This window comes from Aquimarina sp. U1-2 (assembly GCF_017897595.1).
Taxonomy (GTDB): domain Bacteria; phylum Bacteroidota; class Bacteroidia; order Flavobacteriales; family Flavobacteriaceae; genus Aquimarina.
Genome location: NZ_JAGKIK010000001.1, coordinates 312,304 through 324,077, shown reverse-complemented (window position 1 = coordinate 324,077; position 11,774 = coordinate 312,304). Strand labels below are relative to the sequence as shown.

11 protein-coding genes are annotated in these 11,774 nt (G+C 35.3%); 3 read left to right on the top strand and 8 right to left on the bottom strand.

Annotated features, from left to right (window positions below; all coding sequences use genetic code 11):
• Positions 1-2: 2 nt before the first annotated feature.
• Positions 3-1,007, bottom strand: coding sequence for a type I glyceraldehyde-3-phosphate dehydrogenase (gap, locus tag J8281_RS01360; protein ID WP_210195791.1), 1,005 nt, complete (start codon positions 1,005-1,007; stop codon positions 3-5).
• A gap of 27 nt (positions 1,008-1,034) precedes the next feature.
• Positions 1,035-1,907, bottom strand: coding sequence for a lipoyl synthase (gene lipA / locus J8281_RS01355; RefSeq protein WP_210195790.1), 873 nt, complete (start codon positions 1,905-1,907; stop codon positions 1,035-1,037).
• A 390-nt stretch (positions 1,908-2,297) separates the two neighbouring features.
• Here lipA and J8281_RS01350 point away from each other — a divergent pair, with 390 nt between their 5' ends.
• A complete protein-coding gene (locus tag J8281_RS01350; protein ID WP_210195789.1) occupies positions 2,298-2,531 on the top strand; it encodes a hypothetical protein in 234 nt (77 codons plus the stop codon).
• On the opposite strand, the gene J8281_RS01345 is transcribed toward J8281_RS01350, so the two are convergent.
• The 4 genes from J8281_RS01345 to J8281_RS01330 all read right to left on the bottom strand — a co-directional run bounded on the left by J8281_RS01345 (position 2,528) and on the right by J8281_RS01330 (position 6,253).
• Positions 2,528-3,106 carry an RNA polymerase sigma factor gene (locus J8281_RS01345; RefSeq protein ID WP_210195788.1) on the bottom strand — a complete coding sequence of 193 codons (579 nt, stop codon included), beginning with the start codon at positions 3,104-3,106 and terminating at the stop codon, positions 2,528-2,530. The genes J8281_RS01350 and J8281_RS01345 overlap by 4 nt on opposite strands.
• A 34-nt stretch (positions 3,107-3,140) precedes the next feature.
• Positions 3,141-3,347, bottom strand: a complete 207-nt coding sequence (locus J8281_RS01340; RefSeq protein WP_210195787.1) for a membrane or secreted protein — start codon at positions 3,345-3,347, stop codon at positions 3,141-3,143.
• 702 nt (positions 3,348-4,049) lie between these two features.
• Positions 4,050-5,063, bottom strand: coding sequence for a UDP-N-acetylmuramate dehydrogenase (gene murB / locus J8281_RS01335; protein WP_210195786.1), 1,014 nt, complete (start codon positions 5,061-5,063; stop codon positions 4,050-4,052).
• On the bottom strand, positions 5,060-6,253 hold the full coding sequence (locus tag J8281_RS01330) for a pyridoxal phosphate-dependent aminotransferase (protein WP_210195785.1): 1,194 nt from the start codon (positions 6,251-6,253) through the stop codon (positions 5,060-5,062). Before J8281_RS01330 ends, murB begins: the two co-directional genes overlap by 4 nt.
• A gap of 102 nt (positions 6,254-6,355) precedes the next feature.
• Between J8281_RS01330 and J8281_RS01325 the strand changes: the two genes are divergently transcribed.
• Positions 6,356-7,837 (top strand): aspartyl protease family protein, encoded by a 1,482-nt coding sequence (locus J8281_RS01325; protein ID WP_210195784.1) that lies wholly within the window; start codon positions 6,356-6,358, stop codon positions 7,835-7,837.
• A 279-nt stretch (positions 7,838-8,116) separates the two neighbouring features.
• Here J8281_RS01325 and J8281_RS01320 read toward each other — a convergent pair whose 3' ends face one another.
• A complete protein-coding gene (locus J8281_RS01320; RefSeq protein WP_210195783.1) occupies positions 8,117-8,515 on the bottom strand; it encodes a DUF1573 domain-containing protein in 399 nt (132 codons plus the stop codon).
• 260 nt (positions 8,516-8,775) lie between these two features.
• Between J8281_RS01320 and J8281_RS01315 the strand changes: the two genes are divergently transcribed.
• A complete protein-coding gene (locus tag J8281_RS01315) occupies positions 8,776-11,409 on the top strand; it encodes a valine--tRNA ligase (protein WP_210195782.1) in 2,634 nt (877 codons plus the stop codon).
• A gap of 95 nt (positions 11,410-11,504) precedes the next feature.
• On the opposite strand, the gene J8281_RS01310 is transcribed toward J8281_RS01315, so the two are convergent.
• A complete protein-coding gene (locus J8281_RS01310) occupies positions 11,505-11,771 on the bottom strand; it encodes an acyl-CoA-binding protein (RefSeq protein WP_210195781.1) in 267 nt (88 codons plus the stop codon).
• Positions 11,772-11,774: the final 3 nt, after the last annotated feature.

Genomic DNA, 11,774 nt, shown 5'->3' with positions numbered 1-11,774 from the left:
AGTTATTTCTTACAAATGTTAATAATTAAATCAATTATTCTATGACTGTATCCAATCTCGTTGTCATACCAGCCAATGATTTTAACCATTTTCCCAATTACCGATGTCATCAATGAATCAAATACACACGAATGAGAATTCCCGATGATGTCAATAGAAACGATTGGGTCTTCGGTATAATCCAGAATGCCTTTCAGATATGTATTTGATGCATGCTGAAAAGCCTGATTAATTTCTTGAATTGAGGTTTCTTTTTTAACGTTGAAAGTAATATCAGTAAGCGACCCGTCTGGAACAGGAACCCGTATACCACATCCCCCGATAACATTACTTAACTTAGGAAAAATCTTGGTTAGTGCTTTTGCAGCTCCCGTAGTTGTAGGAACAATAGATTGTCCTGCCGCTCTGGCACGCCTTAAATCTCTATGAGGTTGATCATGCAAGCTTTGATCGGTTGTATAACTGTGTATAGTAGTTATATAGGCTTGTTCGATACCGCAGAGATCATTTACCACTTTGATCATAGGAGCTGCGTTGTTTGTAGTGCATGAGGCATTGGATAAGATATCTTCTGATCCATTTATACAGTGATCATTAACCCCCAATACGATAGTTTTGATATGTTCGTCTAATGGAGGAGCAGATAAAATTACTTTTTTGGCACCGGCTTTTAAATGTTTTTCTGCTAATGTTCTGGTTTTAAACTTTCCTGTAGCTTCAATTACAATATCGATATTCAGTTTTTTCCAGTCACAGTGCTCAGGATCCCTATGCTTTGTGAGAATTACAGGATTATTTTCAACGATAATATGATTTTCATCATGGCATACTTCATAGGGTAGCACTCCATGAATGCTATCATATTTTAAGAGGTGCTTCAATGTTTTGCTATCGGCAAGATCATTTATGGCTTTAACTTCGATTTGAGGGTGATCAATTAAAAGTCTAAAAAGATTTCGGCCGATTCTTCCAAAACCATTTATAGCGATTCTTACCGGTGTGCTCATTAATTGCTTATCGTATTTGAAAGTTGATTATTGCAAGTGTTTCTGAGCTTTGTATGACGACCTGACTAAAGCTCCGCTCTCGACATGTCTGAATCCCATATCCAAGCCGATTTCTTCGTATTTTTTGAATTGATCAGGAGTAATAAATTCTTTAACAGGAAGATGTTTCTTACTAGGCTGTAAGTATTGACCTATCGTAACGATATCGAGATCTACCGCTCTCAGATCTTTAAGGGTTTGAATTACTTCTTCCTCTTTTTCTCCCAAGCCAAGCATGATACCACTTTTGGTACGATTGATACCTTTAGTTTTTAGGTAGTTAAGTACTTGCAAACTTTGTTCATATTTTGCCTGTATTCTAACCTCTCTGGTAAGCCTTTTTACAGTCTCCATATTATGAGAAACTACCTCTGGTTTTACAGCGATGATTCTGTCAATATTTTTAGTTTTTCCCTGAAAATCCGGAATAAGTGTTTCTAATGTGGTATTGGGATTCATTCTTCTAATGGCCTGAATAGTTTCTGCCCAGATGATCGAACCTCCATCGGCTAGGTCATCACGATCTACAGAAGTTACAACGGCATGTTTTATCTTCATTATTTTTATAGAACGCGCCACCTTTTCAGGTTCTTCCCAATCTACAGTTTCAGGACGCCCGGTTTTCACTCCACAAAACCCGCAGGATCGAGTACATATATTACCAAGTATCATAAATGTAGCAGTACCTTCACTCCAGCATTCTCCCATATTCGGACAACTTCCAGAGGTACAAATCGTATGTAGATCATATTTATCTACCAAACCTCTTAGTTCAGTGTATTTTTTGCCTGTAGGTAATTTAACCCTCAACCATTTGGGTTTTCCTTTTGGTGGTGCTATAGTAGTAACATCTTGATCCATTCGAGGAATATTTTTCACAAAAATACAAAGAAAGCTTTAATCTATTAGGTTATCTATAACTTGTTTTAGTATTCTCCTTAACGACAATTTTATTTTGGCGCCGCTAAAAGGTATAACAGCAGGTTACACCCGGATTACGCATTATAAGATCTATTACGGCTTGACATACCTTCAAAAACAAACGCTGCGCTGTATTTTTCAATGTCACCGTCTCCCGTGCTACGATGAAATTGAGAAAACACTTCCAACGCTACGTCTCGCCCAAAGCGATGCTTTGTCGTGGTATTCTAACCCTCACAACGAAATTCTAATATATAATCTGGGTTAAAATTAAGTTAATGTAAAATTTTTTCGTGTTTTGAAAGTTATTTTCAAACAAAAAGAAACATCATGCATGAAGAGTTGGTAAGTCTTAAAGTACGACAAAACAATCGAAAGCGTGTAGAGAAATGGTTACTTAAAAACCAAAAGTATATTAATATTACCGCTATAGAAAAAGAAATATCTGCACCCAAGGGATTAGTTCAGAAATTTGTAAAGTACGATAAAAAAATACACGATAAGTGGATAGAACCCCTCTATGGTGTGATCAAAAGATTTACTGCTTTTAATTTGAGGTCTTAATCTTTCTTTTTAGCAGTAGTAATAATCTCAGATAATAATTTCTTTGCCCTTAAAAGTTTCACTTTCACATTATTGATCGATTCGTCTAAATGTTCCGCAATTTCTTTATAACTCAATTCTTGAAAATAACGAAGATTTATGACCTTTTGATAAGGAGGTTTTAATTGTTTGATATACAGTAATAATTGAGCTAGATTTTGCTCTGTAATTAATTTATCTTCGGGTGTCGGATTATCATCGATGATCTTGTAAACCGTTTCGTCAACTTGAGTTGTGGTTTTAGAATGTATAGAAGCATTCTTTTTTCTCAATAAATCAATATGAAGATTTTTAGAAATCTGTATGAGCCAGGTTTTAAAATTATAGTCTTCTTTAAATGTATTTATCTTATCGAAAGCTCTCGAAAAGCTTTGTATAGTAATATCTTCGGCCTCATACTCATTATGAGTTTTTTTTAATTGAAAATAATACACTTCATTCCAATACGTGTCAAGAAGATAGTTAAAAGAGGCTTGATTTCCTTGTTTGGCTTTCTTTATGTGCTCTTGCAGCAGGTTAGGGTCTTCTTTTTTCAACAAAATAAATATGATCAGCTAATACGTTTAGCATCTAATTAGAATGTTCTTTTTCGTTGCAATTAGCATATTGATCAGGTGTTTTACCACATAGAGAACAGGATTCACCTTCTTTATTAAGGAAAGGACTTTGACTTGCACAGGTACCCGCAAATTTTCCGTCTTTTTTTGCCCATAGTTTTATAGCAATTCCGCCAAAAGCTAGCAACAATAGGCCTATCGTAAGTAATAAAAGTTTCATCAGTTTATATTTTTATTTTTTAGTCGTCAGATGGAATCGCCATATCATCATATCGGTGGGTATGATCCCCACTGTTATGGCTTACTTCATCTTTCTGTATTTGTCTTCAATAATTTAGATAGCATTTTTGCCATTTTATAGCAAATTTGGTATAATCGATCAATAGCCTACAAAGATATCGCATAAAGATTTGAACTATTAACCCGGATTATGTATTAGAATTTCGTAATGAGGGTTGAAATGCCAATAAAAAAAAGTGTTTTCTCAATTTTAGCATAGCATCGCTACGGTGAAATTGAAAAATACAGCGTAGCGTTTGTTTTTGAAGGCATTTCAAGCCGTAATAGATTTTATAATGCATAATTCGGGATTAGTTATTGCAAAGATACAAAGAATGTATGTCTATGTAGGATATCAAATAAAAAAATAGCTGCTGTTCACTATTCGTTTCAGTATTCAACTTGAATATAGTTTTTGAATACTATTTTGGATTTTCAATTAAGTTTGAATCTGTTTTACGAATATCTGTAATGTAACCTAAACGGTTTGCGTCGAGTTGAATACTGAAACGAGTTCAGCACAGGCTTGTTTCAGCTTCTCATCTCGATGTACTGAAAATAAACGTAATGAGATCCTGAAATGAATTCAGGATGACTTCTCAGTTAAATTTTAAGTATACTAACGGACAATCAATACTATGTTTTAAATAATATTGACTTCGGTTTCGAGATGTATACCAAATTCTTCTTTAACTTTATTCTGAATTTTTTTAGCCACTTCAAGAATTTCTTTGCCGGTTGCTTGATTATAATTAACTAAAACCAAGGCTTGTTTTTCGTGGATTCCTGCATCTCCCCAGCGTTTTCCTTTAAAACCGATTTGCTGAATCAACCAGCCTGCCGGGATTTTAATGGTATGTTTATCTACAACATAGGACGGAATTGAAGGGTACAGCTTCTTAATTTTTGAGAAGTGATGAAGAGGCACCACCGGATTCTTGAAAAAACTACCACTATTTCCTATTTCTGCAGGATCTGGAAGTTTACTTTTTCGAATTTGTATAACCGCTTCTGAAATATCTTTAATCGTTGGAAAAGTAATATCTGCATTGGTGAGCGCGGTTTCTATAGCTCCGTAGCTTGTATTTAATTTATGATTTTTTTTAGTAAGTCTGAAGTTCACTTTGGTGATGATATATTGACCTTTTATTGAATTTTTGAAAATAGAATTTCGATATCCGAACTTACAATCGTCATTAGTGAATAGTCGCTTTTTTCCGGTTGAAATTTCATACGCCTCACAACTTACAAAAGTATCTTTCAATTCAACACCATAGGCGCCAATATTTTGAATCGGTGCGCTACCTACATAACCCGGAATGAGTGATAAATTCTCAAGTCCTCCATAGTTTTTCTCAATACAGTATTGCACAAAATCGTGCCAATTTTCTCCTGCGTAAGCAGATACAACGACAGTATCTTCTGATTCGTGTTTTACTGCGATTCCCCGAATCGCCATGTGCAATACCAATGCATCGATATTCTTTGTTAGAAGCATATTGCTTCCGCCACTTAGGATAAATAGCTCTTCTTGCCCTTTTTCCAACAGAATTTTATGAAGTTGTGATTCGCTGGTAACAGTTATAAATGCATTTGCAAATACTTCTATTCCAAAAGTATTGAATTCTTTTAAAGACTTATTATGCGCTATCTTCATCGATCTTTATATTTTTCTAAGGCAGATTTAAGAATGTGAACGGCTTTTTTAAGGTCTTTTTGATGTAATACATAGGCAATTCGTACCTGGTTTATTCCCGTGTTAGGGCTAGAATAAAAGCCGCAGGCAGGTGCCAACATTACCGTTTCATTGTCGACGTGAAATGTATCCAATAACCATTCTGTAAAATGTTCTGCATTGTTAACGGGCAACTCGGCAATACAGTAAAAAGCTCCTTTGGGCATAGCTACCTTTACTCCAGGGATTTTTTTAAGTTCAGCCACCAGCGTGTCTCTTCTTATCTTGTATTTAGCGATTGTATCACGATAATAGGATTCTGGAGCCGATAGTGCAGCCTCACTAGCTATCTGTGCGAGAGTAGGGGGGCTTAGTCTTGCCTGTGCAAATTTCATGGCGGTTTGCATAACGTTTTTATTTTTGGTCACTATACATCCTACTCGTGCGCCACACATACTATATCTTTTGGATACAGAATCTACTACAATAGCGTGCTCATCTAACCCTTTTTCTTGTAATATAGAATAATGTTTTGACCCATCGTATACGAATTCGCGATAGACTTCATCAGAAATTAAAAACAGATCATATTGCTTTGCCAGTATCGCAAGTTGCTGTATTTCTTTTTTAGTATATAGATACCCTGTAGGATTTCCTGGATTGCAAATTAAGATAGCTTTTGTTTTGGAAGTAATACGTTTTTCAAATTCTGTAATAGCGGGTAACGCGAAGTTATTTTCTATTCTAGAAATTACAGGAACAACGTTTACAGTAGACTGTGTTGAAAAGCTGTAATAATTTGCGTAAAAAGGTTCTGGTACTATAATCTCGTCACCTGGATCGGTAATACTTCCCATAGTAAAGAGTAAGGCCTCGCTACCTCCGGTGGTTACCAAAATATCTTTTGAGGAGACAGCGATGTCATGTTTAGTATAGTACGTTACTAGTTTTTCTCTAAGACTTAGAAAACCTGCTGAATGGCTGTATGCTAAGATCTCTAATTTACTATTTCGCACCGCTTCTATGGCCGCTATCGGTGTTTTAATATCAGGCTGACCTATATTAAGGCGATAGATATGCTTACCTTCTTTAATTGCTTTTTCTGCAAAGGGGACTAACTTTCGAATAGGTGATTCGGGCATTGCTCTACCTTTGCTGGATACTACAGGCATTGTTTTATCTTTTAAAGTAAACAGGGGTAAATTTCTTAAAATAATTAAGAAATAGAGCCCATATTAGAATGATTTTTTAACTATTTTCCTATATTTAATGTGATGAAGGTCATTTTACCCGATAATCAAGATGTAAATAGTACGCGATTAGACGTGCGCTTAAAATCATCAGATAACTACCATTACCTCGGTTTTATAAGAGATATTTTCGTAATGATTAACCGTTTTTGCAAGGGTGTACTATTTGTAATATTCTGGATCGTTGGTCTATCTACTTTTTCGCAATCCCGTTTTACATTACCATTGAATAAGAAAAATGATAAAATTAAATTCGAACTCGCTAATAATCTCATCATTATTCCTGTAGAACTTAACGGGGTAGAACTTTCGTTTATACTAGATACGGGTGTAGGTTCGACTATAATTTTTAGTATTGATAACAAAGAATCTCTCGAGCTTAAGAATGCGACCAAAATTTATCTTCGCGGACTCGGAGACGAAGCTCCAGTAGAGGCAATTAAATCTTTGGATAACACATTAAAAATTGGTGATGCGGTAAGTGCCCGGCATAGTGTGTTTTTGGTTTTTGATGAATCCATAAATTTTTCGCCTAGAATGGGTTTTCCTATTCATGGTATTATAGGATATGATTTTTTTAAGGACTTTATTTTCGACATCAACTATACCAAAAAAGTAATAAAAATCAATACTCCTGACCAGTATACTTACAAAAAATGTGATAAATGTTATCGTACAAACATCAATTTCAGTCAACAAAACAAACGGCCGATTTTAACTGCTCAATATAAAGCCGGAGATACCCTGCGAGATTTAAGATTATTATTGGATTCTGGGTCAGGTTCTTCTTTATGGTTATTTGAAGACCAGAAAAAGGGAATTACGATTCCTAAATCATCTTTCCCCGATTTCTTAGGGAAAGGGTTTAACGGAGATATTTATGGTTCTAGATCAAAAATAAGCGAACTACATATTGGTAATTTTGTATTGAATAATGTCACCACTGCTTTTCCCGATTCTAAATATATTCAAGGTATAGCATTAGATAAAAGAGAAGGTTCTTTGGGTGGAAATGTATTGCGAAGGTTTAATTTAACAATTGATTATCCGAATCAGCAAATTACATTTAAAAAAAATAGCTTTTTCAATAAGCCATTTTATTACAATATGAGCGGTCTTACTATTCAGCATGTAGGTTACAATGCTATTGAGCCCGACCCGAATATTAAAAATGATAATGAAAATGTAGTTTATAAGGCTACAGAAAGAAATAGAGTCTATTTGGGTATTAATCGAGTAGTGAATGAGAAAACATTAGAATTGTCAAATTACATTTTGCGTCCTAAATATGAAATTTCTGATGTGAGACCTAATTCGCCCGCAGACTTGGTCGGGTTACAACGAGGGGATTTAATTTTAGAAGTTAACGGTAAGAAAGCGTATCAGTATAAATTATCACAACTTAATGATTTATTTTATTTTGAAGAGGGTAAAAAAATTAGAATGACCATAAAGCGATTGGGAATCGAATTAAAATACACCTTCTTTTTGAAAAAAGTTATTTGACGAGCATTATCAATGCGTTTAATCAATAGAATTTCCCTGAGGCTCTGCCCTGAGCGTAGCCAATAGATGATAATACTTTTAAAACCAAGAGCCGAGACAAAAAGATGATCTAGTTTCTTGATTATCGAAGCGAAACGTTCTTGATTCTGATATCCCAACAGCTCTGTCTCGGGGCGGTTTATTATTCCCCAGGCTTACCCTTAAAGTAGTTTGCTAGGTCAAAAAAAAATCGGGATTACGAACTCGTAATCCCGATTGTAAATTGTAATTGTACGCATATTAATTTTTCTTTTCTAAAACACTTTTGTCAAGCACCGTTCCTTTTATTTTAATAGCTTTCGTTGCTTGTTCAGCGTTAGAGTACACTGTAATAGTCTTACGAATAGGCCCCACCCTTTTCGTATCATACTTTACTTCTATAACTCCGGTTGCTCCCGGTGCGATAGGGTTTTCGGGTTTTTTGGGAATAGTGCAACCACAACTAGAATATACTCTTGAAATGGTTAACGGCGCATCCCCGGTATTCGTAAATTCAAATTGACGTATACCATTACTACCTTTGGCTATTTCGCCATAATCGATAACTTCGGTTTTAAATTCTATTTTCGCTTTAGCATCTTGAGCTTGTATCATTGTACCCAAAAATCCAAAACATAGAATCATCATTATTTTTTTCATAACGTAGGTTTTTGTTGGTTGTAAAAGTACTACTTTTTATTCAACTTCAAAATTTCGACCAAAAAGCGATGTATGAAGTGTAGGCGACAACTAGAAGTTCTAAGTATACTATCTCACTATTTTTGTGCGTACATGGCATACATATTTAGCCCATAATCCTTGGTTTAGATTGAAATATTACAATTTCTAACACCCGAACTTTATACTTCGTACTTTAATAATTACTTTTGCCTTTCAATTTCCAAAAATTACACCAAAGTATGGCTTTAGCGGCAAAATATGATGCAAAATCGGTAGAAGAAAAATGGTATGACTACTGGATGAAGAATGGATATTTTCATTCTGAAGTAGATGATAGAGAGGCATATACCATCGTTATTCCACCTCCAAATGTAACAGGAGTCTTGCATATGGGGCATATGCTTAATAATACCATTCAGGATGTGTTAATTCGTAGAGCCAGGCTGAAAGGTTACAATGCTTGCTGGGTGCCTGGAACCGATCATGCTTCTATAGCTACAGAAGCAAAGGTAGTGGCCAAACTCAAAGACGAGGGTATTGATAAAAAAGACTTGTCGCGAGAACAATTTTTGGAACACGCATGGGATTGGACTCACAAACATGGCGGAATTATACTAGAGCAACTTAAAAAGTTAGGAGCCTCTTGTGATTGGGAGCGAACTGCATTCACCATGGATGACAATTTGTCATCATCAGTAATCAAGGTTTTTGTGGACTTATATAACAAAGGACGTATTTATAGAGGGTATCGAATGGTTAATTGGGACCCTGAAGCAAAAACCACGCTGTCTGATGAAGAGGTAGTGTATGAAGAAAAACAAGGGAAATTATATTACTTATCCTACAAAGTTGAAGGTGAGGATGAGACCTTAACTATTGCCACCACACGTCCCGAGACGATAATGGGCGATACTGCAATTTGTATTCACCCCAATGATGATCGATTTAACCATTTAAAAGGAAAAAAGGCGATAGTGCCTATCGTTGGTCGAGTAATCCCAATAATTGAAGACGAGTATGTAGATCTAGAATTTGGTACCGGATGCCTTAAAGTAACTCCGGCACATGATCTTAATGACAAAGAACTGGGTGATAAACATAATTTAGACGTTATCGATATCTTTAATGATGATGCAACTTTAAATAGTTTCGGACTTCATTATGAAGGGAAAGATAGATTTATAGTGCGTAAAGAAATTATAAAAGAATTAGAATCCATAGGAGCTTTGGTAAAAACTGAAGACCATATGAATAAGGTAGGTACTAGTGAACGCACCAAAGCTATTATCGAACCCAAATTAAGTGATCAATGGTTTTTGAAGATGAAAGAGTTGGCAAAACCTGCTCTAGATGCTGTTTTGGATAAAGAGATTCATTTAGTTCCTGAAAAATTTATAAACACCTATCGCCATTGGATGGAAAATGTAAGGGATTGGAATATTTCTCGCCAGTTATGGTGGGGACATCAAATTCCTGCATATTATTACGGCGATGGAAAAGAAGATTTTGTAGTAGCTGCAAGTAGGGCAGAAGCGCTAACGTTGGCAAAAGAAAAAACAGGCAATACTTCATTAACTGACCAGGACCTAATTCAAGACGAAGATGCTCTGGATACATGGTTTTCTTCCTGGTTATGGCCAATAAGTGTTTTTAACGGTATTCTCGAGCCCAACAATAAAGAGATAAACTATTATTATCCTACAAATGATCTTGTGACTGCACCAGAAATATTGTTTTTCTGGGTGGCTCGAATGATCATTGCGGGCTATGAATATAGAGGAGAAAAACCTTTTACCCATGTGTATTTAACCGGAATCGTTAGGGATAAGCAACGCCGTAAAATGTCTAAATCATTAGGCAACTCTCCTGATCCTTTAGATTTAATTAGCCAATACGGTGCTGATGGTATTAGAGTAGGGATGTTGCTCAGTTCTCCTGCTGGTAATGATTTAATGTTTGATGAAGACTTATGTAAGCAGGGTAGCGCTTTTGTGAATAAAATTTTTAATGCATCTCGATTGATTTTAGGTTGGGAAGTTGCTACCGATATTGAACAACCCCAATCTTCTAAAGTGGCGATACAATGGTATCAATCTAAATTTCGACAAGTATTATTGATTCTAGAAGACCATTATAGCAAATATCGTATGAGTGATGCGTTAATGGCTACCTATAAATTAATCTGGGATGATTTTTGTAGTTGGTTATTAGAAATGGTTAAACCTTCATACGGTAATCCTATAGATCATAAGACCTATGGTGATGTTATTACAATTCTTGAAAATAATCTGAAGATTCTTCACCCCTTTGTACCTTTTATTTCTGAAGAAATATGGCAGCAAATAGCAGATAGAAAAGAAGATGAGGCATTAATTGTGTCAGATTGGCCAAAAACTGATGCTATTCACAATCATCTTATTGAAGAATTTGAGAATGCTGCAGCGATAATTTCAGGTATTCGTACGATACGGAAACAAAAAAATATTCCGTTTAAAGAAACAATCGACTTATCTATTTTGAATAGCGAAGAGTTCAATATGACTTTCGATTCGATTATTCAGAAATTAGGAAATCTTTCTTCATTAAATTATGTAACCGAGAAAGTAGAAGGTGCTATTTCTTTTAGAATAAAATCAAATGAATATTTTATTCCCGTTTCTGGTGCGATTAATGTTGAAGAAGAAATTAAGAAACTTACAGAAGAATTATCCTACACCGAAGGTTTTTTGAAATCTGTACATAAAAAACTACAAAATGAGCGTTTCGTAAACAATGCTCCCGAGCAAGTGATTGCAAACGAACGAAAAAAGCAGGCAGATGCAGAGGCAAAAATCGCTACGTTAAAATCTAGTTTGGATAGTTTGCGAGGGTAAATAGAGAAAATTGTACAGATTGTTGGTTGCTTTTTATTTGAGTAATTTTAAAGTGGGAAATGGTATTAGATGTTTCAAGTTAATTAGTAGACTCCTTAGTCGGTTATATAGGTATTGACCAGTTCTATGTATTTCATCTTTGCTTCTTTGGGGGATAGATTTTTTATCTGAAAAAGAGCATTAAGCTTAAAGGCATTTCTTAATTCGCTATCTCCTGATGGTGTATAAAAACCATCGGTATGAGTAGCCTGTTTGTAGTGCGCATAAAAGTGAAGCATGATATCAGGAGGGAGTACTATTTTTGTATTACAAGCTCGTTTATAGGCTTCTTCAAACGTGCTATTTAATTCTTCCTCGGTCATGTG

What these genes read in the sequence shown, in the direction of transcription:
- gap (WP_210195791.1), bottom strand. Translation starts at nt 1,007, where the DNA reads ATGAGCACACCGGTAAGAATCGCTATAAATGGTTTTGGAAGAATCGGC.
- lipA (WP_210195790.1), bottom strand. Translation starts at nt 1,907, where the DNA reads ATGGATCAAGATGTTACTACTATAGCACCACCAAAAGGAAAACCCAAA.
- J8281_RS01350 (WP_210195789.1), top strand. Translation starts at nt 2,298, where the DNA reads ATGCATGAAGAGTTGGTAAGTCTTAAAGTACGACAAAACAATCGAAAG.
- J8281_RS01340 (WP_210195787.1), bottom strand. Translation starts at nt 3,347, where the DNA reads ATGAAACTTTTATTACTTACGATAGGCCTATTGTTGCTAGCTTTTGGC.
- murB (WP_210195786.1), bottom strand. Translation starts at nt 5,063, where the DNA reads ATGAAGATAGCGCATAATAAGTCTTTAAAAGAATTCAATACTTTTGGA.
- J8281_RS01330 (WP_210195785.1), bottom strand. Translation starts at nt 6,253, where the DNA reads ATGCCTGTAGTATCCAGCAAAGGTAGAGCAATGCCCGAATCACCTATT.
- J8281_RS01325 (WP_210195784.1), top strand. Translation starts at nt 6,356, where the DNA reads ATGAAGGTCATTTTACCCGATAATCAAGATGTAAATAGTACGCGATTA.
- J8281_RS01320 (WP_210195783.1), bottom strand. Translation starts at nt 8,515, where the DNA reads ATGAAAAAAATAATGATGATTCTATGTTTTGGATTTTTGGGTACAATG.
- J8281_RS01315 (WP_210195782.1), top strand. Translation starts at nt 8,776, where the DNA reads ATGGCTTTAGCGGCAAAATATGATGCAAAATCGGTAGAAGAAAAATGG.
- J8281_RS01310 (WP_210195781.1), bottom strand. Translation starts at nt 11,771, where the DNA reads ATGACCGAGGAAGAATTAAATAGCACGTTTGAAGAAGCCTATAAACGA.